This window comes from Bradyrhizobium centrolobii, assembly GCF_001641635.1.
Classification (GTDB): Bacteria; Pseudomonadota; Alphaproteobacteria; order Rhizobiales; family Xanthobacteraceae; genus Bradyrhizobium; species Bradyrhizobium centrolobii.
Genome location: NZ_LUUB01000055.1, coordinates 1 through 25,065 on the forward strand (window position 1 = coordinate 1; position 25,065 = coordinate 25,065).

The 25,065-nt window shown below is 64.6% G+C and carries 25 protein-coding genes; 15 read left to right on the forward strand and 10 right to left on the reverse strand.

Annotation, left to right across the window (positions count from 1 at the left end; translation table 11 throughout):
- The first annotated feature begins 171 nt into the window (after positions 1-171).
- Positions 172-567, forward strand: coding sequence for a group II truncated hemoglobin (locus AYJ54_RS17575; protein WP_063700570.1), 396 nt, complete (start codon positions 172-174; stop codon positions 565-567).
- A gap of 115 nt (positions 568-682) precedes the next feature.
- The gene (locus AYJ54_RS17580; RefSeq protein ID WP_063700572.1) at positions 683-1,363 is read left to right on the forward strand and encodes a transglutaminase-like domain-containing protein; all 681 of its coding nucleotides are present in this window, start codon (positions 683-685) and stop codon (positions 1,361-1,363) included.
- Positions 1,364-1,498: 135 nt separating this feature from the next.
- On the opposite strand, the gene AYJ54_RS17585 is transcribed toward AYJ54_RS17580, so the two are convergent.
- Together AYJ54_RS17585 and AYJ54_RS17590 are read right to left on the reverse strand one after the other, a co-directional pair.
- Positions 1,499-1,831 carry a PRC-barrel domain-containing protein gene (locus AYJ54_RS17585; RefSeq protein WP_063700670.1) on the reverse strand — a complete coding sequence of 111 codons (333 nt, stop codon included), beginning with the start codon at positions 1,829-1,831 and terminating at the stop codon, positions 1,499-1,501.
- 145 nt (positions 1,832-1,976) lie between these two features.
- A complete protein-coding gene (locus AYJ54_RS17590; RefSeq protein WP_063700574.1) occupies positions 1,977-2,762 on the reverse strand; it encodes an IclR family transcriptional regulator domain-containing protein in 786 nt (261 codons plus the stop codon).
- A gap of 115 nt (positions 2,763-2,877) precedes the next feature.
- Between AYJ54_RS17590 and AYJ54_RS17595 the strand changes: the two genes are divergently transcribed.
- Together AYJ54_RS17595 and AYJ54_RS17600 are read left to right on the forward strand one after the other, a co-directional pair.
- On the forward strand, positions 2,878-4,236 hold the full coding sequence (locus AYJ54_RS17595; RefSeq protein ID WP_063700576.1) for an aromatic ring-hydroxylating dioxygenase subunit alpha: 1,359 nt from the start codon (positions 2,878-2,880) through the stop codon (positions 4,234-4,236).
- A gap of 199 nt (positions 4,237-4,435) precedes the next feature.
- Positions 4,436-5,872 carry a glutamine synthetase family protein gene (locus AYJ54_RS17600; RefSeq protein WP_063700578.1) on the forward strand — a complete coding sequence of 479 codons (1,437 nt, stop codon included), beginning with the start codon at positions 4,436-4,438 and terminating at the stop codon, positions 5,870-5,872.
- A gap of 557 nt (positions 5,873-6,429) precedes the next feature.
- Here the strand turns inward: AYJ54_RS17600 and AYJ54_RS17605 are convergent.
- The 7 genes from AYJ54_RS17605 to AYJ54_RS17635 form a co-directional block, all read right to left on the reverse strand.
- On the reverse strand, positions 6,430-7,143 hold the full coding sequence (locus AYJ54_RS17605; RefSeq protein WP_063700580.1) for an ABC transporter ATP-binding protein: 714 nt from the start codon (positions 7,141-7,143) through the stop codon (positions 6,430-6,432).
- A complete protein-coding gene (locus tag AYJ54_RS17610; RefSeq protein ID WP_063700582.1) occupies positions 7,136-7,903 on the reverse strand; it encodes an ABC transporter ATP-binding protein in 768 nt (255 codons plus the stop codon). Before AYJ54_RS17610 ends, AYJ54_RS17605 begins: the two co-directional genes overlap by 8 nt.
- Positions 7,896-8,840 carry a branched-chain amino acid ABC transporter permease gene (locus AYJ54_RS17615; protein ID WP_063700584.1) on the reverse strand — a complete coding sequence of 315 codons (945 nt, stop codon included), beginning with the start codon at positions 8,838-8,840 and terminating at the stop codon, positions 7,896-7,898. The genes AYJ54_RS17610 and AYJ54_RS17615 overlap by 8 nt, the downstream gene beginning before the upstream one ends.
- Complete coding sequence (locus AYJ54_RS17620) at positions 8,837-9,754, reverse strand: branched-chain amino acid ABC transporter permease (protein WP_063700586.1); 918 nt, start codon at positions 9,752-9,754, stop codon at positions 8,837-8,839. Before AYJ54_RS17620 ends, AYJ54_RS17615 begins: the two co-directional genes overlap by 4 nt.
- Before the next feature lie 446 nt (positions 9,755-10,200).
- Positions 10,201-10,419, reverse strand: coding sequence for a hypothetical protein (locus tag AYJ54_RS17625; protein WP_063700588.1), 219 nt, complete (start codon positions 10,417-10,419; stop codon positions 10,201-10,203).
- A 1-nt stretch (position 10,420) separates the two neighbouring features.
- Complete coding sequence (locus AYJ54_RS17630) at positions 10,421-11,080, reverse strand: acyl-homoserine-lactone synthase (protein ID WP_063700590.1); 660 nt, start codon at positions 11,078-11,080, stop codon at positions 10,421-10,423.
- Between the two features lie 82 nt (positions 11,081-11,162).
- Complete coding sequence (locus AYJ54_RS17635) at positions 11,163-11,891, reverse strand: helix-turn-helix transcriptional regulator (protein ID WP_063700592.1); 729 nt, start codon at positions 11,889-11,891, stop codon at positions 11,163-11,165.
- 166 nt (positions 11,892-12,057) lie between these two features.
- Between AYJ54_RS17635 and AYJ54_RS49400 the strand changes: the two genes are divergently transcribed.
- The 10 genes from AYJ54_RS49400 (at position 12,058) to AYJ54_RS17680 (ending at position 22,124) form a co-directional block, all read left to right on the forward strand.
- A complete protein-coding gene (locus AYJ54_RS49400; protein ID WP_136623761.1) occupies positions 12,058-12,234 on the forward strand; it encodes a hypothetical protein in 177 nt (58 codons plus the stop codon).
- 365 nt (positions 12,235-12,599) lie between these two features.
- Positions 12,600-13,538, forward strand: a complete 939-nt coding sequence (locus AYJ54_RS17640; protein WP_063700671.1) for a LysR family transcriptional regulator — start codon at positions 12,600-12,602, stop codon at positions 13,536-13,538.
- A 132-nt stretch (positions 13,539-13,670) separates the two neighbouring features.
- Positions 13,671-14,549, forward strand: coding sequence for a shikimate dehydrogenase (locus tag AYJ54_RS17645; RefSeq protein ID WP_063700594.1), 879 nt, complete (start codon positions 13,671-13,673; stop codon positions 14,547-14,549).
- 56 nt (positions 14,550-14,605) lie between these two features.
- Positions 14,606-15,736: an ABC transporter substrate-binding protein gene (locus AYJ54_RS17650; protein WP_063700596.1), complete on the forward strand. Its 1,131-nt coding sequence runs from the start codon at positions 14,606-14,608 to the stop codon at positions 15,734-15,736.
- Between the two features lie 106 nt (positions 15,737-15,842).
- Positions 15,843-16,718 (forward strand): branched-chain amino acid ABC transporter permease, encoded by an 876-nt coding sequence (locus AYJ54_RS17655; protein ID WP_063700598.1) that lies wholly within the window; start codon positions 15,843-15,845, stop codon positions 16,716-16,718.
- Entirely contained in the window at positions 16,715-17,713 is a 999-nt protein-coding gene (locus tag AYJ54_RS17660) for a branched-chain amino acid ABC transporter permease (protein ID WP_063700600.1), read from the forward strand. The genes AYJ54_RS17655 and AYJ54_RS17660 overlap by 4 nt, the downstream gene beginning before the upstream one ends.
- On the forward strand, positions 17,710-18,453 hold the full coding sequence (locus tag AYJ54_RS17665; protein ID WP_063700601.1) for an ABC transporter ATP-binding protein: 744 nt from the start codon (positions 17,710-17,712) through the stop codon (positions 18,451-18,453). Before AYJ54_RS17660 ends, AYJ54_RS17665 begins: the two co-directional genes overlap by 4 nt.
- Before the next feature lie 10 nt (positions 18,454-18,463).
- Positions 18,464-19,201, forward strand: coding sequence for an ABC transporter ATP-binding protein (locus AYJ54_RS17670; RefSeq protein ID WP_063700604.1), 738 nt, complete (start codon positions 18,464-18,466; stop codon positions 19,199-19,201).
- A complete protein-coding gene (locus tag AYJ54_RS17675) occupies positions 19,198-20,256 on the forward strand; it encodes a Gfo/Idh/MocA family protein (RefSeq protein WP_063700606.1) in 1,059 nt (352 codons plus the stop codon). The genes AYJ54_RS17670 and AYJ54_RS17675 overlap by 4 nt, the downstream gene beginning before the upstream one ends.
- Positions 20,253-22,124, forward strand: a complete 1,872-nt coding sequence (locus tag AYJ54_RS17680) for a bifunctional sugar phosphate isomerase/epimerase/4-hydroxyphenylpyruvate dioxygenase family protein (protein ID WP_063700608.1) — start codon at positions 20,253-20,255, stop codon at positions 22,122-22,124. Before AYJ54_RS17675 ends, AYJ54_RS17680 begins: the two co-directional genes overlap by 4 nt.
- A 184-nt stretch (positions 22,125-22,308) precedes the next feature.
- On the opposite strand, the gene AYJ54_RS17685 is transcribed toward AYJ54_RS17680, so the two are convergent.
- On the reverse strand, positions 22,309-23,481 hold the full coding sequence (locus AYJ54_RS17685; RefSeq protein ID WP_063700609.1) for an ABC transporter substrate-binding protein: 1,173 nt from the start codon (positions 23,479-23,481) through the stop codon (positions 22,309-22,311).
- A 302-nt stretch (positions 23,482-23,783) separates the two neighbouring features.
- Between AYJ54_RS17685 and AYJ54_RS17690 the strand changes: the two genes are divergently transcribed.
- Positions 23,784-25,049, forward strand: coding sequence for an NAD(P)/FAD-dependent oxidoreductase (locus AYJ54_RS17690; protein ID WP_063700611.1), 1,266 nt, complete (start codon positions 23,784-23,786; stop codon positions 25,047-25,049).
- Positions 25,050-25,065 lie beyond the last annotated feature (16 nt).

Genomic DNA, 25,065 nt, shown 5'->3' on the forward strand with positions numbered 1-25,065 from the left:
CGCAAGCGATCCGATCAAACCTCACAAAGCTCTTGTGCCACGGGGGCCGTCCACATATGGGTCCCGGATCTTCGCTCCGCTTCGCTGCGCTTGTCCGGGACGACAGTGGAATTTGTGCGCGCGCCGCAATGACACTATATCCGAGCCCAACAGCAAGCTTTGGGATGAGCAATGACCGATAGCGACGTCGCGGTTTCCATGTTCGAGCGGATCGGCGGCAGCGCTACGATCGATCGACTGGTCGAGCGCTTCTACGAACGCATGGACAAGCTGCAGGAGGCGCAAGCCATCCGCGCGATGCACGCCGCCGACCTCGGCCTGATCAAGGATGTGCTGAAGCGCTATCTCACCGAATGGACCGGCGGACCACGTCTCTACTCCGTCGAGAAAGGCCACCCGCGGCTGCGCCAACGGCACATCGGCTTTGCGATCGGCGACGCGGAACGCGATGCGTGGCTGCTCTGCATGCGCGGCGCGCTGAAGGAGACGGTCGCGGACGCTGCCGCGCGCGGGGATCTCGACCGCGCGCTGTCGGGGCTCGCCGACTGGATGCGCAACCGGCAATAACGGGGATCGTCGGCGCAGCGTCTGGACGCAAATGACGGCGCGGCGTGCCCGCACGCAACGTCCTATACGTCGCGTAGTTTGAGTTCCGTGCGGGTCACCTGTTAAGCTCTCAGGCATGACCGACATTCTCCCCAACACCATCCGCCGCCTCTACACCGATCCCGGCGAGTACATCGACAGCGATCATCCGGCCGTTCAGCAATTCGCCGAGGCGGCCGTGCGAGCCGATGCGAGCGAGCGAGAGAAGGCGAGCGTGCTCTACAAGGCGGTGCGTGACGGCATCCGCTACAATCCCTACGTGAGCATGCGCGTCGCCGAGACGTTCCGCGCCTCGAGCGTGCTCGCCGCAGGCCAGGGCTATTGCGTCGGCAAGGCCGCGCTCTATGCCGCCGCGTGCCGCGTGCACGGCATTCCCGCCCGCGTCGGCTTTGCCGATGTGAAGAACCACCTCACCACCGAAAAGCTGCGCCAGAGCATGGGCACCGACATCTTCACCTGGCACGGCTTCACCGAAGTCTATGTCGACGGTGCCTGGCGCAAGGCGACGCCGACCTTCAACGATACGCTCTGCGCCAAGGTCGGCGTGGCCCCGCTCGATTTCGACGGCCACAACGACGCGCTGCTGCATCCCTTCGACGGCGCGGGCCGCACCTACATGCAATACGTCAATGACCGCGGCACCTATCACGACGTGCCGGCAAAATTCCTGATGCGCGAGATGGCGCGCGACTATGCCAACATGCAGGGCGAGGACCTCGCGGGGCGCGACATGGAGCGCGAGGCGGCGGAAGGGTAGCGGCGCGCACGACGCCCGGATGAGCGACTTGTCCGCCGCAGCTCAGAGAGCGAAGGCGGAAGCGACATCCGGAACTCTGCGGCCGGCGTCCCGGGTATGGCTTCGCTCACCCGGGCTACAACGATTACTGCACCGCTAGATCGACCAGTAATTCGGATGCTGGTAGGGCCGCGAGCGGTCGCCCCAGTCGAATGCATCGCCATCGACTTCGCAGGGGCCGCTGCTCAATTGCTCCGGCGTCAGCTCGACCTGGAAGGCCTGACGCCCCGGATCATATTTCAGCGCGCTCCACTGCAGGGGATAATGGTGGTGAGTGCCGAGCAGCCGGCCGGTCTTGATCACGGCGTAGGCGACCGTTCCGCTCACCTTGTCGAGCATCAACCGCTCGATCGTGCCGAGCTTCGTGCCGTCGCGTCCATAGACGGCGACGTGCTCCACGCGATCACTGGGAACCATGGTGTGTTGCATGGCATCCTCCCTCGTCTTTTCTGCGGGGCGCATTATAGCACGGACGGCGGGAATGTAGGGTGGCAGCTGGAGGCATAACCCATCTCTTTGCTTTCCGCGCGGATAGACGTCGGTGGGTTACGCTTCGCGAACCCACCCTACGCAGCTACAGCAATTGCGAGCGCACAGACTCTGCGCCTTCGCGCAGCAGCGGCAGAAAGCGGTCGATCAGCTCCCGCGCCGGCACGCGATCGACATGGGCGCCCATGTTGATGGCGGCAACGATGACGCCGTCGTAGCGGCGGACGGGGACGGAGATCGAGCGGAAATGCGGCTCGGCCTCGCGATCGACCAGCGAATAGCCTTGCGTGCGGTCGGCTATGATGCACGCGAGCAGCGCCTTGGGATCGGTCACCGTCTGCGGCGTCAGCGCCTCGCGGTTCATTGTCTTCAGGCGCGCAGCAAGGTCGGCATCGTCGAGTTGACCGAGCATGGCGCGGCCGACCGAAGTGCAGAACGACGGCAGCCGGTAGCCGATCTCCAGTCCGCCCGAAAATACCCGCGCCGGGCCGCCGCGGGCGATGAACACGACGTCATCGCCATCGAGCACCGCGAGCGAAGAAATTTCCTGCGCCGCGGTCGCAACGCGGTCGAGCACCGGCTGAAGCACGGCGACGAGCTGGCTCGAGCGCAGATACGAGGCTGCGAGCGTCAGCACGTGGGGTGTCAGCGAGAACAGCTTGCCGTCACCAGTTACGAAGCCGCCGCGCTGGAGCGTGAACAGCATGCGCCGCGCAGTGGCTCGCGGCAGCTCGGCGGCGCGGGCGAGATCGCTCAGCGTCATCGGGCTAGCTGTGCCGCCGAAGCACTGCAGCAGGCGCAGGCCGCGATCGAGGCTTTCGACGAAATCCGTCGCGCGCTCCCCGTTCTCGCTCCGCTTCAGCTTGGGCATGGGTGTCGGGACATTCCTGCAAAATAGTGCTTGCTGCCGATCCAAGGCATGTCATAATTCGCCCATTCGTTCAATAGGCGAACAAAACGCCCTCCAGAAAAAGGACGCGACCGCCATGATGAGCCAGGAGCAGAACGACCTGATCACTCGCACCGGGCCGAAGGACCCCTGCGGCAAGCTGATGCGGAGCTACTGGCAGCCGGCGGCGCTGGTCGATGAGCTCGAGGGCGCGCGGCCAATCCGACCCGTCAAACTGCTCGGCGAAAACCTGGTGCTGTTCCGCGACGAGCAGGGACGCTACGGCCTGATCGACCGCCATTGCGCGCATCGCGGCGCCGACCTCGCCTTCGGCCGGCTCGAACATGGCGGCCTGCGCTGCGCCTTCCATGGCTGGCTGTTCGACGCGACCGGCCAGTGCATCGAGACGCCGGCCGAGCCGAAGGATTCAAAACTCTGCCAGAACATAAGGCAGCGCTCCTATCCCGTGGTGGAGAAGAGCGGCATCCTCTGGGCCTATCTTGGTGAAGGTGAGCCGCCGGCCTTTCCCGAACTCGACTGCTTCGTCGCACCTGGCACGCACACTTTTGCGTTCAAGGGCCATATGGCCTGCAACTGGCTGCAGGCGCTGGAGGTCGGCATCGATCCCGCGCACGCGTCCTACCTGCACCGCTTCTTCGAAGACGAGGACACCTCGACCGCCTACGGCAAGCAGTTCCGTGGCGCGTCCGCGGGAAGCGACCTGCCAATGACAAAAATCCTGCGCGAATACGACCGCCCGATTATCAATGTCGAGCACACCGAATATGGCCTGCGACTGATCGCGCTGCGCGAGATCGACGAGGAGCGCACTCATGTACGGGTGACCAACCAGCTCTTCCCGCACGGCTTCGTCATCCCCATGAGCACGGAGATGACGATCACGCAGTGGCACATCCCGGTCGACGACGAGAACTGCTACTGGTACGCGATCTTCACCAGCTACACCAACCCGGTCGACAAGCAGAAGATGCGCGACCAGCGGCTCGAGCTCTATGAGCTGCCCGACTACAAGTCGCGCAAGAACAAGACCAACGACTACGGCTTCGATCCGCACGAGCAGCAGACCGCGACCTACACCGGCATGGGCACCGACATCAACGTGCACGACCAGTGGGCGGTGGAATCGATGGGCGCGATCCAGGACCGCACCAAGGAGCACCTCGGCCAGAGCGACAAGGCGATCGTGCAGTACCGCCGCCTGCTGCGGCAGGAGATCGAGAAGGTTCTGGGCGGCGAGAAGCCGATGCTGTTCCTGGACGAGGGCAATGCGCGCAGCATTCAGGGACCGGCGACCATGGACGGCATCGGGCCGACGCGCGGCTGGGAAACCTACTGGATGGAAGTCGACGTCAAGCGCCGCCGCGGCGCCCCCTGGATCGCGCCGGTGCCGAAGGAGATCGCCGATAACGTGCATCGGTTGACGGCGGCGGAGTGACAATGCCGTTTCCCGCCCGCGAGTCGCGACGGCGGCTCCACATTCTCCGCTGTCATGCCCCACGAAAGCGGGGCATCCAGTACGCCGCGGCCTCTCGTGGACACACGACCGTCTCTGGAATACTGGATCGTCCGCCTTCGCGGACGATGACGGCGTGGGCTATGCTCGCAACGATTAGCAAGGAGCAATAGCAGTGGCAGTGACTTTCGTCGCGCGTCATGCGCTGTGGTCGGATGAGCAGAGGGACGCGGCGCAGCGTATGCGGCGGCTCGTCGAGGAGAAAAACCTCGAAGTCATCCGCCTCGCCTTCCCGGACCAGCACGGCATCCTGCGCGGCAAGACCATCATCGCGTCCGAGGCGATCGCCTCGCTGGAAAGCGGCTGCTCGATCACCACGACCATGCTCGCCAAGGACACCTCGCACCGCACGGTGTTTCCGGTGTTCACCGCCGGCGGCGGGTTCGGGATGAAGGAGATGGAAGGCGCGGCCGACGTGCTGATGGTCGCCGATCCCATCACCTTCCGCGTGCTGCCCTGGGCGCCGACCACGGGCTGGGTTCTGTGCGATCTCTATTTCAATGACGGCCGTCCCGTACCGTTCGCGACGCGCGGGCTCTACGCACGCGTGCTCGATGAGCTCGGAAAGCGCGACTACGACTTCGTGGCGGGGCTCGAGGTCGAATTCCACATCTTCAGGCTCGACGATCCGCATATGCGCGCAGAGGACGCCGGCCAGCCCGGCACGCCGCCCTCGGTGAGTCTGCTCAGCCACGGCTATCAATACCTCACCGAGCAGCGCTTCGATCAGATGGAGCCGGTGCTGGAGATTTTGCGGCGCGATATCGTCGCGCTCGGGTTGCCCTTGCGCTCCGTCGAGGTCGAGTTCGGGCCGAGCCAATGCGAGTTCACCTTCCAGCCGAGGAAGGGAATGGAGCCAGCCGACAACATGGTGCTGTTCCGGTCTGCCGTGAAGCAGATTGCGCGGCGACATGGCTATCACGCCACCTTCATGTGCCGGCCGAAACTGGCCAATTTATTTGCGAGCGGCTGGCATCTGCACCAGTCGATCGTCTCGCGCGCGAGCGGCGAGAACCTGTTTATGGCGAAGGGAGGCGGCGAGCCGCTCAGCGAATTCGGCCGCGCCTATCTCGCAGGTCTCCTCGACCACGCCCGCGCGGCGACCGTGTTCACCACGCCGACCATCAACGGCTACAAGCGCTACCGCTCCTATTCGTTGGCACCGGACCGCGCGGTCTGGGGCCGCGACAATCGCGGTGTGATGATCCGCGTGCTCGGCGGGCCGAACGATGCCGCCACGCGCCTTGAAAACCGCGTCGGCGAGCCCGCCGCCAATCCCTATCTCTACATGGCCTCGCAGGTCCTTTCCGGCCTCGACGGCGTCGATCGCAAGCTCGATCCCGGCCCCTCGGCCGACACGCCCTACGAAACCAAGGCACCGCTGCTGCCGAAGTCGCTGCGTGATGCGGTCAGCGCGCTGAAGGACGATCCGTTCTTCCGCGAGAAACTGGGGGCTGAGTTCGTCGACTACTACACCCACATCAAGAACGCCGAGATCGACCGCTTCCTCGCCGAGGTGACCGACTGGGAGCATCGCGAATATTTCGAGATGTTTTAGCCCAGGCACTGTGACGCATCACACCGGAATGACAGCGCCCGCCTCACACCCCCGTGAGACGACTTCGTCCCGCCTGTTCCGACGACATCACTCCCCTCTCCGACGAAGCCATTTTCTCGCTCTCTCGAAAACCGCCGGAAAAACTGCGGCGCTAGCCTGTCACCATGTGATCAAACAGTGGAGTTGGATCATGTGGGGTCAATTGTTCAGTCTGATTTACCGATTGTCCTGCCGGACCACCCTGAGCGAAATCGGCACGCATCGCCTGGCGCGCTAGCGGCGGAAGGCGCGGTTTAGGTAAGGTGGATTGACCAGATAGCGGGGCTTCCCCCGCGCAAGCTACATCGCTCCGGGATCTATTGGGTGAGGCCGATAGCGGTCTCCGAGATGTCGTCCTGACGAAAACCAGGACACAACCCCAGGGAGAAGTTGGGCGAAGACTGGTGGTCCGCGACTGCATCCCTCCCGCCATCGATAGATTTCGCGGTATGGCTTTCGCCAGGACGACACCGAGTGACGGGCGCGCACGTGGCGTCCGTCCAGCCGTCGACCGAAGTTCAAATCCCCAGATACCGGTGCTGCAGATCCGGCTCGGCAATCAGCTCGTCCGAGGTACCGCTCCACACCGCCTTGCCGCGCTCGATGATGTAGTGGCGGTCGCAGATGCGGGCGAGATGGTCGACGTTCTTGTCGACGACCAGGATCGACTGCCCACGCTTCTTCAGCATCGACAGGCAGTTCCAGATCTCCTCGCGGATCAGCGGCGCCAGCCCTTCGGTCGCTTCATCAAGGATCAGGAGCTTCGGATTGGTCATCAGCGCGCGGCCGATCGCGAGCATCTGCTGCTCGCCGCCGGAAAGCTGGTTGCCCATGTTGGAGGCACGCTCGGCAAGCCGCGGGAACAGGACGTAGATCGCAGCCAGCGTCCACGCATTGTCGCTGCCGAAGCGGTCGGCGGCCGCCGCGACGAGATTTTCGCGCACGGTGAGGTTCGGAAAGATCTGGCGCCCCTCGGGGACCAGGCCGACGCCGAGCTTTGCGATTCGGTAGGACGGAAGCTGCCGCACTTCCGTGCCATCAAAACGGATCGTCCCCGCGCGCGCCGGCGTCAGGCCCATGATGGAGCGGATGGTGGTGGTCTTGCCCATGCCGTTGCGGCCCATCAGCGAGACCATCTCCCCACGCTTGATCGACAGGGACAGGCCGAACAGCACCTGGGAGAGCCCGTAGCAGGTTTCGATGCCGTCAACGTCGAGCAGCCTATCAACCATGGCGCGTCACCACATGCTGGTCGCCGAGATAGGCGCGCTTGACGTCTTCATTCTGCCGGATCGCGGCCGGATCGCCCGAGGCGATGACGCGGCCATAGACCAGCACCGAGATGCGGTCGGCGAGCGCGAACACCGCCGGCATGTCGTGCTCGACCAGCACGATCGAAACCTCTTTGCGCAATTCCTGCAGCAACTTCACCATACGTTGGGATTCGGTGACGCCGAGGCCGGCCATCGGCTCGTCGAGCAGCAAAAGCTTCGGCCTGCTCGCAAGCGCGACCGCGAGCTCGAGCTCGCGCCGCTCGCCATGGCTGAGCCGGGACACCACGACATCGGCGCGATGGGACAGACCGACGCGGTCCAGCGCGGCATGCGCGGCATCGCGGAGGCCCTTTTCTTTGCGCGCGTTGGCAAAGAAGCGGAAGGACGTGCCGGCATGCGCTTGCGCGGCGAGCGCCACATTGTCGGCGGCAGTGAAATCGAGCAGCAGCGAGGTGATCTGGAATGAGCGCGCAAGTCCCAGCGCGCAGCGGCGATAGGCCGGAAGATAGGTGATGTCGCGGCCGCCGAGCGAGACGGTTCCCGCGTGCGGGGCGAGATGGCCGGTGAGCTGGCTGATCAGCGTGGTCTTGCCGGCGCCGTTCGGGCCGATGATCGCGTGCAGCTCGCCGGCCGCGACGTCGAGCGAGACGTTGTCGGTCGCGGTGATGCCGCCGAAGCGGCGCACCAGCTTTTCGACGCGGAGCAGCGGTTCAGCCACGGCCAACCCTCCCGAGCACGCCCATGATGCCGCCGCGGCCGAACAGCACGATCAGCAGAAGCAGCGGGCCCATGATCAGCGCCCAGTATTCGGTGATCTGCGACAAGAACTCTTCCAGCAGCAGATATACCACCGCGCCCATCACCGGGCCGAACAGGGTGCCCATGCCGCCGAGGATGACCATCACCATGAGGTCGCCGGAGCGGGTCCAGTACATCACGGCCGGGCTGACGAAATCGGTGTTGTTGGCGAGCAGCGCGCCGGCGAGCCCACACATGGTGCCCGATATCACGAAACAGACGAGCTGATAGCGTTTCGCCGGAAAGCCGATCGCCTGCATGCGCTGCTCGTTCGAGCGCAGGCCCTGCACCACGAGGCCGAAGCGCGAATTGACGATGCGCCAGATCAGGAAGATGACGCCGAGGAGGCACGCGAGGCAGAGATAGTAGAACTGCACGCGATCCGACAGGTCGATCAGACCGGAAAAGTCGCTGCGCTTGTAGACGGTCAGACCGTCGTCGCCGCCGTAGCGCGCAAGGCCTGAGGCGACGTAGTAGGCCATCTGCGCAAAGGCGAGCGTGATCATGATGAAATAGACGCCGCGGGTGCGCAAGGAGAGCGCGCCGATCACGAGCGCAAACAGCGCAGAGGCAGCGAGCGCGACCGGAAACTGGACGAAGCCGGAGCCGATGCCCTCCTGCGCAAGAATGCCGACGGCATAGCCGCCGATGCCGAGATAGGCGGCATGGCCAAAGCTCATCATGCCGCCATAGCCCATGATGAGGTTGAGGCTTGCCGCCGCCAGCGCCAGGATGACGATGCGCGTGAACAGCGTCAGGATGAAGATGTTGCCGGACAGCGACGAATAGAGAGGCAGCAGCACGAGCCCCGCCAGCATCAGGGCCGTAACGGCCTTGCTCACGCTCAAACCCTTCATCGACGGTTGGCCGGAAACAGCCCCTCCGGCCGCACCACCAGCACGATCGCCATCAACAGGTAGATCAGCATCGAGGACAGTGCGGGCGCGGCGGTAGACGCCGCGGTCGAGCTCAGCACCTGCCGCAACAGGTTGGGCAGGAAGGCGCGGCCGAGCGTGTCGATCATGCCGACGAAGATCGCGGCAAGGAACGCGCCGCGGATCGAGCCGATGCCGCCGATCACGATGATGACGAAGGCGAGGATCAGGATGTTCTCGCCCATGCCGATCTGCACCGTGAGGATCGGCGCCTGCATCAGGCCGGCAAGGCCGGCGAGCGCGGCACCTAAGCCGAATACCAGCGTGTAGAGCAGCTTGATGTTGATGCCGAGCGCGCCGATCATCTCGCGGTTGGAAGCCCCGGCCCGGATCAGCATACCGATGCGGGTGCGCATCACGCCGAGATAGAGCAGCAGCGCGACCAGCAGCGCCACCACGATGATCGCGAGGCGATAGGCGGGATAGTGAATGCCGGGCAGGATCGGCACCGGCACCGTGAGCCAGGCCGGCAGCGGCAGCGCGAGCCCGGCCGGGCCCCAGATCAGCCGCACGGCCTCGTTGAAGAACAGGATCAGGCCGAAGGTCGCGAGCACGTGGTCGAGATGGTCGCGCCCATAGAGATGTCGCAGCGCCGTCACTTCAAGCACGATGCCGAGCACGAGCGTCGCGCCGAGCGCCATCAGCGCGCCGAGGATGAAGCTGCCCGTCCACGCGGCGAAGGTCGCGGCGAAATAGGCGCCCATCATGTAGAGCGAGCCGTGCGCGAGGTTGACGAGATCCATGATCCCGAACACCAGCGTCAACCCGGCGGCGAGCAGAAACAACAGCAGGCCGAACTGCAATCCGTTCAAGAATTGTTCGACGACGAGCAGCATCAAAACTCTTTCAGGCGCACGCAGAGTCGCGCCGGTGTTCGAACACGGTCGCCATCAGTGAAAGAGCTCCCCCTGCCTCTTCAAGGCCGAAAAATGGGTAATGGCAGTATCGTTCCGAGGCAAGAGCGATTCTACGCCAGACATGCACTTTGTTGCATCTTGATCCATGCAGCCGAGCGGCCCTGCAAGAAAGTTGCCGCGCTGAATGGGTCAACCTGCCGCACCTTCTCGAGAGGGCGCATGGTCGACATTGAACCGTCAAGGTTGTCGATGGCGTGTGGGAGCAATTCAGCGTGCATTCGCGGGATGCAGGATGAGCGCAATCGCCACGGTGATGCCGCGGCGAACGGACGCAGCGCGCCGCGATGTCATTCCCGACGGGCGATGATCTCTCCCCGCAAGCGGGGAGAGATCCGAGGGAGTTCGTAGGAGCGGAAATGATGCGCCTAGTGCGACGTCATCTGGTGAGGGAAATCGTCCGGCTCGGCCATGACGTTGTTCACGGTGGAGGCTTCCAGCGCCGCCATCCGGAACAGATAGGCGAGCGTCGCCAGTCCGGAGTCTTCCGCCAGCTGAGCGAGCTCGAGCGCCATGTCGGACATGTAGCCGAGATTCTCGTCCTTCGTCTGCGCCATGATTTGGATGTCCCGCATAATGTTCGACATCTCAGGCGATCTTTCGTTGCGCTGCGACAAGGCCGCAGCTGTTGGCACGGGCGATGGCATCGATGCGCGGACCGTCCTGACGGACGACCGACGCCATTCCGACACGTTCGTGCAGGGCGTCGAGCGTCTCCTGGCGGACATCGATGGTGGCGGCCATGGTCCAGGCGTCTTCCACCAGCGCCGGCAGACCGAGCGGCGTCACGACGAAGCCGGCCTCGTGGAAGCGCGGCAGCCACCACGTCTCCATGATCGCACTGACTTGCGCGATGCCCTGGTCGAGGCAGAACTCCTGCACAGCCGCCATCAGTTGCAGATTGAGGACGCCGTCGCGACGATCGCGTACGACGAAGTAACGTGACCATTCCCAGACCAGCGGATCGGCTGGGCAGCCGCGAACCGATGCCAGATGCGGAAAGACCTCGCTCATCATCGAGGGCTTGGTTGTTGGATAGAGCCGGTGGCCGCCAACGACGCGGCGATCCTCCAGCGCCAGCAGATAGACCGTGTCCTCGTTGTCGTAGGAGTCGATCTCGCGCCCGTCGGGCTTGCGCAACGTCTCCCAGCGCCTCTCCTCGACGAAGATCTCGTGGCGCAATCGGAAATGCTGCTCGATCACGTCTTCATAGAGGTGACGATTGGCCGCGGAAATCGCATGAATCATGAAAACCCCCATCCATCTCCAATGGGGGCAGAGTCTGCGAAAAGAGGCAGACCCGGTATTGGGAAATTTCCCAGTATGTCGCTTAGGGACTGATGATCTTGCGGCGAATCGCCAGCGCCACCGCGTGCGTGCGGTTGACGGCCCCGAGCTTGCGCGCGGCAGTTGCAAGGTGCTCCTCGGCGGTGCGCTGCGTGATGTGCAGGATCTCGCCGATCTCCCAGGCTGACTTGCCTTGCGCGGCCCAGCCAATCACCTCGCGCTCCCGCGGCGTGAGTTGCGTCGATGGATTCGACGCCGGTTCCAGCAGGCGACGGATGCGATCGAAACCGTACATCGCCATCAGATGCAGCGCCGGCTTGCTGCGGGGATTGAGATCGAGATGGACGCCGCCGAGCGACACCGCGGCCTCATAGCCGGTCAGCCCGTGGATCGGCACGATGAACCCGCGCGACATCCGAAAATCGGTGGCGCGGTTCATCACCTCCGCCGCGTTCGGCTCGAGTTCGGCGTCGTAGGGCGCTTCCGACCATTCGAACGGGTTGATCGATCGCCGGCACATCCGCACCACCGGGTCGACACGGTCGTAGTTCTTCTCGGTGTAAAGCTTGAACCATTCCGCCGGCCAGCGCTTGGCGAGCACCATCTGCGCAAACCGCTGGTTGGGGTTCGGCAATCCCGTCACGATGATGGTTTCGAAGCCGAAGCGACCGAATGCCGCTTCGAGCGCATTCATCGCGTCCGGAACTCTGCGATAGGCTTCCAGGCCTTCGATGAAGTCGAGCGCTTCCCGACCATAGTCAACGGCGGACATCGGTGCGTTTCCTGTCCCTTGCCGCTCCGTATAGCACGTCTTTGGGGGCTGCCTCAATTCGCCGCTCCCGTAGTTTCCCGGAACATCGTGCGCTCTGAAGATTTAATCTACTTGTGGAAGAATGGGCGCCAAGATACACCTTTCTTGTCCGAAGCGGGAAACCACGATGGAAGACGAGAACATCGCCCTCAACAGCGTGCTCGGGCTGGAACTCAACCGCGTGTTTTTCGCCGTCCGCGAAACGGCAAACAAGCAGAAGATCATCGAGTTCGCGCGTGAGGTCTTGGAAAGCGAACGCGCAAGACAGCCCGACAGCGCCTCGCCCGACGGGCCGGCGAGCTGAGCCGCGCAGCTGCAGCAACGGCGCCGATGAAACACATCGCGCGACGCCGCCTTTCTATTCGAACGCGCTGATTTTAGTCGAAACACTCTGACCGCGAAGCTGAGTTTCCTTCTCCCCTTGTGGGAGAAGGTGGCGCGAAGCGCCGGATGAGGGGTCTGCCTCCGCAAACTCGCTGCGAGAGATTCACGCGCGGAGACAGACCCCTCACCCGTCTCGCCGCTACCGCGGCGAGCCACCCTCTCCCACAAGGGGAGAGGGAAAGCAGGCGCTCCCTTCATCCTTGTTGACAGGCACTTGGCGCTGGATGACATCACGCTTGTCGTGAGATGATTGCCGCCGCGATCGCCTTTCGGGATGTCCAGGACATGATGACGCTGCGCCAGGTCGAAGTGATCCGCGCCGTGATGGTGACGGGCACCATCGGCGGCGCGGCAAAGCTGCTCAACGTGTCTGCGCCCGGCATCAGCCGTCTCGTCAAATACACCGAGCGCTCGCTCGGCATCCGCTTCTTCCAGCGTCAGAACGGCCGCTACTTCCCGACGCCGGAGGCGGAGAGCATTTTTGAGCAGATCAACGGCGTCTACAAGAAGGTCGACGATCTCTCCGAGATCATCTCAAAGATCGGACGCGGCGGATTGTCGGAGCTGCGCATCGGCTCGGTGCCGAGCATCTCGCAGGTGATGGTGCCGCGCGCGATCGAGCGCGTCCGCCGCCGCTATCCGGATCTCGGCATCGACATCAACATCCTCAAGCTCGAAGAAGCAATCGACTATCTCCTGCTCGGCCGCGGCGAGTGCGTGGCGATGAGCTACCGGCTCGAGCATTCCGGCCTCGACTTCATGCCGCTCGCCTCGGGCGAGCTCTATTGCATCGTGCCGCCCGGCCACGAGCTCGCCGGCCGCAAGCAGGTCTCGGCGGCCGAGATCACCCGCTATCCGCTGATCGGCATCGACCCGAACGACCCTTACGGCCGGATCATGGCCGAGATTTTCGCGCGCAACCGGCTCGACTACAACATCACCATCCGCGCGCGCTTCGGAACGACCGTCTGCGCGCTGGTGAAGGCAGGGCTCGGCATCGCCATCATCGACCAGTTCACGGTCGCCCATGGTGGCTACCCCGGCATTGAGCTGTTGAAGATCACCGAGCCGACGCGGTTCGACACCTATATCGCGGTGAAGCGGGGCGCGCCGCTGTCGCTCCATGTCGAGTATTTCATCGAAGCCTTACGCGCCGAGATGCGCGCGGTCGAACCCTCCCGCGGCAACGGCAAGGCCGCCCCCGCGCGCGGGCGCAAGAAATAACATAATGTTAGGTTTGCCGGATAAATGAGTAATTGTGTTAGGCAGAGGAAGGGCTATCGTCGCACTTGGAATTGCGCGGATTTCCCCGCTAATGGCGGGGAATCAACGCCCCTTACGAGACGATAGTGGATCATGTCGAAGCGCGGACCCGCCACCAGCAAGAAGCTCCTCACCGGCCTGCTCGGCGCGCCGATCGCTCACTCCGCCTCCCCCGCCATGCATGAGCGCGCCGCCGAGGCGCTCGGCTTGCGCGGCCACTACCAGCTCATCGAGATCGCCGGCGCCGATGCCGCGCAGCTCAGCACGCTGCTAGAGGGCGTGCGCCGTCTCGGCTTTGCCGGCATCAACGTCACTTATCCCTACAAGGAGGCCGTGGTCCCGCTGCTCGACGAACTGGCGCCCGGCGCCGCCGCCATGGCCGCAGTCAACACCGTCGTCGTCAGGGACAGCCGGCTGATCGGCCACAACACCGACACCACGGGATTTGCGCGCGCGGTGGCGCCGCTGCTGGCGCCATCGAATAACGCCGTCGCCGTGATCGGCGCCGGCGGCGTCGGCAAGGCGATTGCATTTGCGCTGGCGAGCCGAAACGTGGCCGACATCCGCATCTTCGACAGCGAGCCCGGACGTGCCGAGAAACTCGCCTCACTGCTTGTAGCGCGAAGTGGCGCCAGGGTCGCTTTGAGCGTCGAGGATGCACTTGATGGCGCAACCGGCCTCGTCAACGGCACGCCGGTCGGCATGCTGCCGAACCGGGAGATGCCGGTCCCGGCCACGCTGCTGCACGAAAGATTGTGGGTCGCCGACGCCGTCTATTCGCCGCTGATCACGCCGCTGCTGGCGGCTGCGCAAGCCAAGGGCGCGCGCATCATGACCGGACGGGAGCTCGCGATCTACCAGGCGGCCGACGCCTTCGAGCTGTTCACCGGCCTTGCCCCATCGACCGACGTCATGGGAGAGGCCTTCGACGAGGTGATGGCGGCACGAAGCTCGGCGTACTACGCAGCGTAAACCAAGCGGCCGGACACAAGGCCGCCGACAACATCAACACAACGGGAGGAGAGACGATGAAATCGACCATTCTGGCGGGCGCCCTGCTTGCCTTTGCCGCCGCGACCGGCGCCCACGGACAGGCGATCAAGCTTGCCGACGTCGCCGAACTTTCGGGCGGCGGCGCCACCGTCGGCACCAACTGGAAGAACGGCATCGACCTCGCGATCGAGGAGATCAACGCCAAGGGCGGCGTGCTTGGCCGCAAGCTCGAAGTCACCCACGCCGACTCGCAGTCCAACCCCGGCGTGGCGCGCGCCCAGGTGCAGAAGGCGCTCGACGCCGAGCCCTATGTGCTGCTCGGACCCGGCTATTCCGGCTCGGTCAAGGTGACCGCGCCGCTGGCGGCGGAAGCCGGTATCGCCCAGATCATGGGCGGCGAGGCTGCCGAGCTGACACAGGCCGGCAACAAGTTCCTGTTCCGCACCTCGTTCGGCCAGCAGTCCTCGATGCCGAAGGTCGCAAAGTACATCCACGACGAGATGAAGGCGAAGACGGTCGCTGTCGTCTGGGTCAACAATGACTTTGGCCGCGGCGGGCGCGACGTCATCGTCAAGGAGCTCGACCGTCTCGGCTCCAAGGTTGTCGCCGACCTCTCCACCGAAGCGGGCCAGGCCGATTTCGCCGCCGACGTCGGCAAGATCAAGGCGGCCAATCCAGATGCCGTCTTCGTCTACCTCAACGAGGAAGAGAGCGCGCGCATCCTCAAAGAGCTGAAGCGCCAGGGCGTCACTGCGCCGCTGATGGGTGAGACCACGCTGATCGGCCAGAAGGTGATCGAGCTTGCCGGCGACGCCGCCAACGGCGCACGCGGCCATGTCGGCCTCACCACCGACGCGCCGGTCGACCTGATCAAGGCGTTCCGCGAGAAGTTCGCCAAGAAGTACAACTACGTGCCCGACCACAACGGCCTGAAGGGTTACCTCGCCGTCTACATGGTGAAAGCCACCACCGAGAAGATGGGCAAGGTCGATCCCAAGGCTTTCGCCGATACGCTGCACGGGCTGACGATCAAGGCCGCGGACGAGCCTGGCACCCTGATGGACGTCACCTTCGACCAGAACGGCGACATCGATCGCCAGAGTTTTCTGGTGGAGGTGGTCGAAGGCAAGCAGGTCGTGAAGCAGGTGCTGCCGAAGGTGAAGTGAGCTCGCGCCCTTCTCCCTCTCCCCGTAGGGACGGAGAGAGGGAGTGAGATGGACCTGAATTCGCGTCAATCCAGTTCGTTCGGGCTCTAACGATCAAAGAGAACCCATGTCCAATCTGTTCGATCTTCTGGTCGCGGGACTTGCCACAGGCGCCATCTACGCGCTGGTGGCGGTCGGCTTCACGCTGCTGTGGCAGACCTCGCAGACCATCAACTTCGCGCAGGGCGAGTTCGTGATGCTGCCGGCCTTCCTGATGCTGGCGGCGATGCATGTGGGGGCGCCGTTCTGGCTCGCCATCATCCTCGGCATCCTGCTCTCGATGATCCTGCTTGGCCTCGCCTTCAAGCTGCTGCTGGTCGATCCGATGATGCGTCACGGCGTGCTGCCGCTTGCGATCGCCACCATGGCGCTGGCGATCGGCATCAAGGAGGCCGTGAAGCAGTTCTTTAGCGCCGAGGCCTCGCCGTTCCCCTCGATCGTGCCGACCGGCGACATCTCGGTGCTCGGTCATGCGGTCTCGCTGCAGAGCATCGGCGTGCTCGTCGTCGCCATTCTTGCCGTCTTCGGCCTGACCACGCTTCTGAACCGCACCTCGCTCGGCCACCAGATGCAGGCGGCGGCGCAGAATCCGACGGTGGCGCGCATTATCGGCGTGCCCGTCGAGCGGATGATCCTCCTGACTTTCCTGATCAACGCCTTCCTGGTCGCGCTCGCCTCGCTGCTGATCACGCCGATCTATCTGGCAAAATTCTCCTCCGGTGAGGTGTTGGGCCAGGCCGCCTTCATCGCCGCGATCGTCGGCGGCTTCAACCAGGTGCGCGGCGCCATCGCCGGCGGCCTCCTGATCGGCGTGCTCGACAATCTCGCGGCCGCCTACGTCTCCACGCAATATCGCGCAGCGGTACCGCTGATCTTCCTGATCGTCGTCATTCTGTTCCGGCCGCAAGGGTTGCTCGGCCGCGCCGAGGAGCGCACGGTATGAGCGGATTTGCCAAACCTCTGAAGATCGCGCTCGGACTCGCCGTCATCGCGGCGCTGATCGTCGTCCCCATGAACTTCAACCGCTACGGCCTGTTCATCCTGAGCCAGTGGGCGGTGATGACCATCGCCGCGATGGGCCTCAACCTCACGCTCGGCTATGCCGGCCAGGTCTCGCTGGCGCAGGGAGCGTTCGTCGGCATCGGCGCCTATGCGGCGGCGATCATGACGACCCATGGCTGGCCGCTGCCGGCGGCGATCGTGGTCGCGATCGTGCTGAGCTTCGCGGTCGGCTGGGTGCTCGGCTATCCGGCGCTGCGCGTGCAGCACCATTACCTCGCCTTCGTCACGCTGGCCTTCTCCACCCTCGCCTTCCTGGTGTTCCGCAACGAGAGCTGGCTGACCGGCGGCATCTACGGCATCTCCAACATTCCGCGGCCGCACATCTTTGGTCTCGCGACCAACAAGCCGCTGCCGTTCTATTATGTCTGCCTCGGCTCGCTCGCGATCGTGTCGCTCGCGGTGTGGTGGCTGATCCGCTCGCCCTGGGGCCGCGCCTTCATGGCGCTGCGCGAAAATCCGCTGCGCGCGCAGTCGCTCGGCGTCGACACGCGGCGCTACACGCTGATGGCCTTTGCGATCGGGTCGGCGCTCGGCGGCGTCGCCGGCGCGCTCTATGCGCCGCTGACGCAATATATCGATCCCGTGCCATTCAACCTGTCGCTCTCGCTCGACCTGTTGATGATGGTGATCGTCGGCGGGGCCGGCTTCTACTTCGGCCCGTTCCTCGGCGCGATGATCGCGGTGCTGCTGCCGGAATGGCTGCGCTTCACCGAGGGCTACTATCTGATGCTCTACGCGGTCGCGGTGATGCTGCTGCTGATCTGGTCGCCGACCGGCATCCTGGGAATCCTCGATCGCTATATGGCGGCACGCCGCACCAGGGCAGCCTCCGCGCTGCGCGCCGTCGCGAAATCACGCCTGGAGACGGCGCAATGAGTGCGGTTCTCGAAGTCACAAACATCAAGAAGAACTTTGGCGGCATCAGCGCCGTCGACGGCGTCAGCTTCGATGTCCGCGAGGGCGAGATCCTCGGCCTGATCGGGCCGAACGGCTGTGGCAAGTCGACCCTGTTCAACTGCATCCTCGGCCAGCTCACCCCGAGCGGCGGCGAGGTCAAGCTCGACGGCAAGGTGGTCACGGGCCTGCGTCCCTCCGAGCTCAACAAGCTCGGCGTCAGTCGCACGTTCCAGCTCTTGCAAGTGTTCCCAAAACTCTCGGTCCGCGAGAACCTGATCCTCGCCGGCCAGGAGCACCAGGGCAACATGGCCTCGCGCCTGGTCGGCCGCTCCGATGCCGGGCTGACCGATGCCGCCGACCAGATGATCGGCTTCTTCAAGCTCGATCATCTCGCAGTCGAGCCGGCCGGCGGCCTCTCCTACGGCCAACAGAAGCTGCTCGACGCCGCCATGGCCTTCATGGGCGGGCCACGCCTGGTGCTGCTCGACGAGCCCGCCGGCGGCGTCAACCCGTCGATGCTGGCGGACCTCAAGGACCGGCTGGTCGCGATCAACCGCGAGAAGAACGCCACCTTCGTCGTGATCGAGCACAACATGGAATTCGTGATGTCGCTGTGCTCGCGCGTGATGGTGATGGCGGAAGGCAAGGTGCTGGCAATGGGACGGCCGGACGAAGTCCGCAAGAACCCCGCCGTGATCGAAGCCTATCTCGGACATTAGGAAGAGAGCCATGAGCGACCCGATCCTCTCGGTTCACAATCTCGTCGGCGGCTACGGCAAGATGACCATCCTGAACGGCACGACCTTCGCCGTGCCGCAGGCCACCATCACCACCATCATCGGCCCGAACGGCGCCGGCAAGTCGACGGTGTTCAAGGCGATCTTCGGCCTGTTGAAGCTGCGCGAAGGCAAGATCGGCTTCGCCAACCGTGACGTCACCAACTTGAGCCAGCGCGCGCTGCTCAATGCCGGCATCTGCTACGTGCCGCAGGGCCGCAACATCTTTCCCGAGCTGTCGGTGCGCCACAACATCGAGCTCGGCGGCGTCGCGGCGGAGAAGGGCATCGACCTACAGAGGCGGATCGAAGCCGCGCTCGACCTGTTCCCGGCGCTGCGACGGAAATCCACGCAGCAGGCCTCGACATTGTCGGGCGGCGAGCAGAAGCAGCTCGAGATCGCGCGTTCGCTCCTGCTCGAGCCAAAGCTCGTGCTGATCGACGAGCCTTCGATCGGCCTGTCGCCGCTGATGGTGCAGCAGACCTTCGATATCCTGAAATCCCTGCGCGACCGCGGCGTCACGATCCTGATGATCGAGCAGAACGCGCGCTCGGCGCTCGAGATCTCCGATTTCGGCATCGTGCTCGAGCTCGGCCAGACCCGCATGGTCGACAAGGCCGAGCGCATCCTGAACGATCCTCGCATCGGCCAGCTCTTCCTCGGCGGCGCCATGGAGGAGAGCGCGGCATGAGCGCGAAGATGCGCATCGCCGTTGCCGGCGCCGGCCTGATAGGCCGCCGCCATATCGAATTGATCGAGGCGTCAAAGGATTGCGCGCTTGCCGGCATTGCGGATCCTTCGCCTGCGGCAAAGGACTATGCACAGGCGCGCGGTGTAAACTGCTATGCGGACCATCGCGCGCTGCTGGAGCAGGGAAAGCCCGACGGCCTCGTCATCGCCTCGCCAAACACGCTGCATCTGCCGATGGCCCTCGATTGTGCGGCGGCGGGCGTGCCGGCGCTGATCGAAAAGCCAGTGACCGATACGGTTGCCGCCGCGCAGCGCCTCTGTGCCGCGATCACGCGGACCGGGGTGCCGATGCTGGTCGGCCATCACCGCCGGCACAATCCGATCATCAAGGCCGCCCGCGAGGCGGTCACAACCGGCAGGCTCGGCCGGCTCACTGCCGTGGTCGGGCTGTGGCTCCTGAAGAAGCCCGACGACTATTTCGAGGTGACCTGGCGGCGCGAACAAGGCGGTGGGCCGCTTCTCATCAACCTCATCCATGACATCGACAACCTCCGTTTCATCTGCGGCGAGATCGCCGAGGTGCAGGCGCTGACCTCGAATAGGATCCGCGGCTTTCCCGTCGAAGACACCGCGGCGCTGCTCTTGCGCTTCGCCAACGGCGCGCTGGGGACGGTGACCGTGTCGGACGCGACGCCGGCGCCGTGGAGCTGGGAGCTGAGTTCGGGCGAGAATCCCGTCTACCCGAAACAGGATCAGCCCTGTTACGTCTTCGCCGGCACGAGCGGCTCGCTGTCGGTGCCGACCATGGAGCTGTGGTCCTACCCACAAAACCCCGGCTGGCATGCGCCGCTGGTTCGCGAGGCCGTCGCACCCTCCGCGTACGATCCGCTCGTCGAGCAGCTCCGGCATTTCCTGGCCGTCATCGCAGGCCGCGAGCAGCCCCTGATCTCCGTTGAGGATGCGATGGGAACGCTGGCTGTCATCGAGGCCGTTAGCGAAGCCGCCCGCACAGGACATAGCATTTCGCCGGGCCGGATCATGGAGCAGGCAGCATGAACAAGCGATCAATCGCAACGGTTTCCCTCTCGGGTGCTCTCGATGAAAAGCTCCGCGCCATCGCTGCCGCCGGATTCGACGCGGTCGAGATTTTCGAGAACGACCTGCTGTCGTTCGGCGCAAGCCCGCGCGAGATCGCAAAACTCTGTCGCGATCTCAATCTCGAGATCTGCGCGTTCCAGCCGTTCCGTGATTTCGAGGGCATGCCGGAGCCGCAGCGCGCCCGCAATTTTGCCCGCGCCGAACGGAAGTTCGACCTGATGCAGGAGCTCGGGACCGACCTGCTCCTGATCTGCTCCAACGTCTCGCCGGCTTCGCTCGGCGGCATCGATCGCGCAGCGGACGATTTTCGCGAGCTCGGCGAGCGCGCCGCGAAGCGCTCCTTGCGCGTCGGCTACGAGGCGCTCGCCTGGGGACGGCATGTCAACGATTACCGTGACGCCTGGGAGATCGTGCGCCGCGCCGATCATCCCGCGATCGGTGTCATCCTCGACAGTTTTCATGCGCTGGCCCCTGGCTTTTCGACCCGCGCGATGGCCTCGATCCCCGGCGACAAGATCTTTCTGGTGCAGCTTGCGGACGCGCCGAGGCTCGAGCTCGATATCCTGTCGTGGAGCCGGCACTTCCGCTCCTTCCCCGGACAGGGCGATCTGCCGGTCGGCGAATTCATGGAGGCGATCGCGGCGACCGGCTATGCCGGGCCGCTGTCGCTGGAGATCTTCAACGACCAATTCCGCGCCGGCTCGGCCGCACAGACCGCGATCGACGGCCTGCGGTCGCTGATCCTGTTGCAGGACCAGCTAGCAGAGAAGTGGCCGAAGGCTTCCACCAGGTCGCTTGCACCAAGGGCCGCGAGCCGCGGCACCGGTTTCGTCGAGTTCGCGGTCAACGAGACCAAGGCGGGCGATCTCGCCCGCCTGTTCGAACAGCTCGGCTTCCGCAAGACCGGCACGCATCGCAGCAAGGCGGTCGAGCGCTGGTCACAGGGCAAGGTCGAGCTCGTGATCAATTCCGAGACCGACGGCTTTGCGCATTCACACTACGTCACGCACGGCCCCGGCGTCTGCGCCATCGCGCTCGATGTCGACGATGCCGCGCGCGCCATGGCACGCGCGGAAGCGCTGAAGGCGCGCACCTTCTACCAGCCGGTCGGGCCGGGCGAGCTGGAGATCCCGGCGATCCATGGCGTCGGCGGCAGCCTTCTGTATTTCCTCGATCAGGCCGGCAAGAACTGGGACACCGATTTCGAGCCGGTCGCAAGCGACGCTAGCGCGGACGCCCTGCTCGCCGTCGACCACATCGCGCAGTCCATGCCCTACGACGAGATGCTCTCGTGGCTCCTGTTCTACACCGGCATTCTCGACCTGACGCGGCTGCCGCAGATGGAGATCGCCGATCCCAGGGGGCTGGTGCAGAGCCAGGCCGTCATCAATGGCGACCGGAGCCTGCGCTTCGTGCTCAACGGCTCCTCCGCCAACCGCACGCTGCCGGCGCGGTTCATCTCGGAATTCTTCGGCTCAGGCGTGCAGCACGTCGCATTCTCCTGCGAGGACATCTTCGCAACGGTCGCCGCGATGCGCGCGCGGGGGGCGGATTTCCTGGATATTCCTGATAACTACTACGACGATATCGAAGCCAAGTACGACCCTGCGCCCGAACTGATGGCGCAACTTCGCGCCAACCACATCCTCTACGACCGCGAGGGCGACGGCGAATTCTTCCAGGTCTACACCCACATCTTCGACGAGCGCTTCTTCTTCGAGATCGTCGAACGAAGGAACTATCAGGGGTTCGGTGCAGCCAACGCCGGCATCCGCCTCGCCGCGCAGGCCCGCGAAGTGCGGCCCGCGAGCGTGCCGCGGGTGTAGACTCTTACCTCTCCCCTTGTGGGAGAGGGTGGCTCACCGCGAAGCGGCGAGACGGGTGAGGGGTCTCTCTCCGCGCACGCAACTCTCGCAGAGAGTCTGCGGAAGCAACCCCTCATCCGGCGCTTCGCGCCACCTTCTCCCACAAGGGGAGAAGGGAACGCAGCTCGTTCGTGGCTGAATCAGCTCACTTCATCGGGCACTTGTCGTGGAAGCGATCCTGGTCGTTCTCGACGATGGTGGCGACCGTCTTCAGCGAGAGCTGGCCTTCGGCGTCCTTGACCACGTCCTGGAGGTAGAAATTCTGGATCGGGATGTGGTTGTTGCCGTATTTGTAGGAGCCGCGCACCGATTTGAAGTTCACCTTCTCCATCGCGGCCTTCATCGCGTCCTTCTTGCTGGTGTCGCCCTTCACCGCGACCACGGCGCTGTTGATGAGCTGGGCGGCGTCGTAGGTCTGCGCGCCGTAGAAGCTCGGCCGCAGGCCAGTATACTTCTTGCGGTAATCGGCGACGTAGCGCTTGTTTTCCTCGTTAGGCAGGTCGTTCACCCATTGCTGCGCGCCGGGAACGCCGAGCGCGTTGTCCTTCTGGAGCGGCAGCGACAATTCGTCGATGGTGAAGGCGGTGTAGAGCGGGATCTGCTGCTTCAGGCCGGCCTGGGTATATTGGTTGAGGAACTGCACGCCCGCCGCACCCGGATAGAACACGAAGATGGCGTCCGCCTTGGAGTTGCGCGCCTTGGAGAGCTCCGCGGAGAAGTCGAGCTGGCTCGGCCACACCGTATACTCCTCGCCGATCACCTGGCCCTTGAACGTGCTCTTCACGCCGGCCAGCATGTCCTTGCCCGCCGCATAGTTCGGCCCGATCAGGAACACGTTCTTGATGCCCTTCTGGTTCATGTAGAGGCCCATCGCCTGCGGCGTCTGGTCATTCTGCCAGGAGGTCGAGAACACGTAAGGCGAGCAGAGCTCGCCGGCGAGCTGCGACGGACCGGCGTTGGCGGAGATCATGAAGGTCTTCGAGTCGACCGCGGTCTTCAGCGAGGCCAGCAGCACGTTGGACCAGATGTAGCCGACGATGAAATCGACCTTGTCGGACTGCACCAGCTTCTCGGTCTTCTGCTTGCCGACATCCGGCTTCTGCTGGTCGTCCTCGTAGATCACCTCGACCGGCTTGCCGTCCATCTTGCGCCCGAGATGATCGAGCGCGAGCTCGAACGAGTTGCGCATGTCGTTCCCGATCACGGCGGTCGGGCCGCTGAAGGTCGAAACGAAGCCGATCTTGATGGTGTCGCCGGCCACCGCCGGGCTTGCCAGCGCGAGCGCAGCCGCGCCCGCCAGCCAGAATGCCGTCCTCATAACCACTCCCCTCCTCATTTATTAATCCCGGAGACGGGATGATCGCCGCCCCCGGGTCGGTCTCTATTGAACGCAAAATCTGTCGCGCCGCCAATGGCTCAGCGCCCGCCCCTGCACCATATTTCGCCCAAATCGGGAATGGCAAGAAATATAATTCTACCCACTTTGGCGAGGACTGCGGCGCTTTTTCGCGGGCATCGATACACCCCGCCTATTCCTCGATTGATGACGGCTATTGGACCGCGACGCCCGATCCGCTCTTAAATAAAGGAGAAGAGACCAGCGAGATTCGAGGGCGCATCATGACCACGACACCCCACCGCGTCGTCATCGTCGGAGCCGGCTTTGGCGGGCTGGAGACGACCTACCGGCTCGCAGGCAGCCCGGTCGAGATCACGCTGATCGACCGCCGCAACCACCATCTGTTTCAGCCGCTGCTCTACCAGGTCGCGACCGCCTCGCTGGCGACCAGCGAGATCGCCTGGCCGGTTCGTCATCTGATGCGCGATCGGCGCGAGGTGACAACGCTGTTTGCTACGGTGAGCGGCGTCGACGCCGAACGGCGCTGCGTCCTGATCGACGACGGCAGCGAGGTGCCCTACGACACGCTCGTGCTCGCGACCGGCGCGCGCCATGCCTATTTCGGTCATGACGAATGGGAGCAGTTCGCGCCGGGCCTGAAGACGCTGGAGGACGGGACCACGCTGCGCCGGCACATCCTGGTGGCGTTCGAGCGCGCCGAACGGGAGACCGATCCGGCGCGGCGCGCCGCCCGGCTCACCTTCGTCATCATCGGCGCCGGCCCCACCGGCGTCGAGCTCGCCGGCACCATCGCCGAGATGGCGCATCACACCTTGCCCTCCGATTTCCGCAACATCGATACGCGCAAAGCGCGCGTCGTGCTGGTCGAGGCGGGCCCGCGCGTGCTGGCGGGTTTTGCCGACGATCTCTCGGCCTATGCGCAGGCCTCGCTGGAAAAGATCGGCGTCGAGGTCGTGCTGGGACAGGCCGTCACCGAGATCGACCGCGACGGCGTGGTCTATGGCGGACAGCGTTTGCATGCCAAAACCCGGATCTGGGCCGCCGGCGTGCGCGCTTCGCCCGCCGCCGAGTGGCTGGGCGCGCCGGCCGATCGCGCCGGGCGCGTGCAGGTCGAAGCCGACCTGACGATCCCCGGCCATCCCGAAATCTTCGCGATCGGCGACACCGTGAGCATCAACGCCTGGGAGGGCAAGCCGGTGCCCGGCATCGCGCCGGCCGCCAAGCAGCAGGGCCGCCATGTCGCCGAGACCATCAAGGCGCGCCTGCGCGGGGAGACGGTGGGCGCGTTCCGCTACAAGCACGCCGGCAGTCTCGCGCAGATCGGCAAGCGGCTCGCGGTGATCGACTTCGGCCGCATCAAGCTGCGCGGCACGATCGCGTGGTGGATCTGGGGCATCGCCCACATCTACTTCCTGATCGGCCTCCGCCACCGCCTCAGCGTCGCGCTGAGCTGGCTCTGGATCTACGCCCGCGACCAGCGCGCCGCGCGACTGATCACGCAGGGCAGCAGCAAGGTGGTGGGGTGACTCTTTCCTTCTCCCC

Coding starts and splice junctions, on each gene's coding strand:
- AYJ54_RS17575 (WP_063700570.1), top strand. CDS start 172: ATGACCGATAGCGACGTCGCGGTTTCCATGTTCGAGCGGATCGGCGGC.
- AYJ54_RS17580 (WP_063700572.1), top strand. CDS start 683: ATGACCGACATTCTCCCCAACACCATCCGCCGCCTCTACACCGATCCC.
- AYJ54_RS17585 (WP_063700670.1), bottom strand. CDS start 1,831: ATGCAACACACCATGGTTCCCAGTGATCGCGTGGAGCACGTCGCCGTC.
- AYJ54_RS17590 (WP_063700574.1), bottom strand. CDS start 2,762: ATGCCCAAGCTGAAGCGGAGCGAGAACGGGGAGCGCGCGACGGATTTC.
- AYJ54_RS17595 (WP_063700576.1), top strand. CDS start 2,878: ATGATGAGCCAGGAGCAGAACGACCTGATCACTCGCACCGGGCCGAAG.
- AYJ54_RS17605 (WP_063700580.1), bottom strand. CDS start 7,143: ATGGTTGATAGGCTGCTCGACGTTGACGGCATCGAAACCTGCTACGGG.
- AYJ54_RS17615 (WP_063700584.1), bottom strand. CDS start 8,840: ATGAAGGGTTTGAGCGTGAGCAAGGCCGTTACGGCCCTGATGCTGGCG.
- AYJ54_RS17620 (WP_063700586.1), bottom strand. CDS start 9,754: ATGCTGCTCGTCGTCGAACAATTCTTGAACGGATTGCAGTTCGGCCTG.
- AYJ54_RS17625 (WP_063700588.1), bottom strand. CDS start 10,419: ATGTCGAACATTATGCGGGACATCCAAATCATGGCGCAGACGAAGGAC.
- AYJ54_RS17630 (WP_063700590.1), bottom strand. CDS start 11,080: ATGATTCATGCGATTTCCGCGGCCAATCGTCACCTCTATGAAGACGTG.
- AYJ54_RS17635 (WP_063700592.1), bottom strand. CDS start 11,891: ATGTCCGCCGTTGACTATGGTCGGGAAGCGCTCGACTTCATCGAAGGC.
- AYJ54_RS49400 (WP_136623761.1), top strand. CDS start 12,058: ATGGAAGACGAGAACATCGCCCTCAACAGCGTGCTCGGGCTGGAACTC.
- AYJ54_RS17640 (WP_063700671.1), top strand. CDS start 12,600: ATGATGACGCTGCGCCAGGTCGAAGTGATCCGCGCCGTGATGGTGACG.
- AYJ54_RS17645 (WP_063700594.1), top strand. CDS start 13,671: ATGTCGAAGCGCGGACCCGCCACCAGCAAGAAGCTCCTCACCGGCCTG.
- AYJ54_RS17650 (WP_063700596.1), top strand. CDS start 14,606: ATGAAATCGACCATTCTGGCGGGCGCCCTGCTTGCCTTTGCCGCCGCG.
- AYJ54_RS17655 (WP_063700598.1), top strand. CDS start 15,843: ATGTCCAATCTGTTCGATCTTCTGGTCGCGGGACTTGCCACAGGCGCC.
- AYJ54_RS17660 (WP_063700600.1), top strand. CDS start 16,715: ATGAGCGGATTTGCCAAACCTCTGAAGATCGCGCTCGGACTCGCCGTC.
- AYJ54_RS17665 (WP_063700601.1), top strand. CDS start 17,710: ATGAGTGCGGTTCTCGAAGTCACAAACATCAAGAAGAACTTTGGCGGC.
- AYJ54_RS17670 (WP_063700604.1), top strand. CDS start 18,464: ATGAGCGACCCGATCCTCTCGGTTCACAATCTCGTCGGCGGCTACGGC.
- AYJ54_RS17675 (WP_063700606.1), top strand. CDS start 19,198: ATGAGCGCGAAGATGCGCATCGCCGTTGCCGGCGCCGGCCTGATAGGC.
- AYJ54_RS17680 (WP_063700608.1), top strand. CDS start 20,253: ATGAACAAGCGATCAATCGCAACGGTTTCCCTCTCGGGTGCTCTCGAT.
- AYJ54_RS17685 (WP_063700609.1), bottom strand. CDS start 23,481: ATGAGGACGGCATTCTGGCTGGCGGGCGCGGCTGCGCTCGCGCTGGCA.
- AYJ54_RS17690 (WP_063700611.1), top strand. CDS start 23,784: ATGACCACGACACCCCACCGCGTCGTCATCGTCGGAGCCGGCTTTGGC.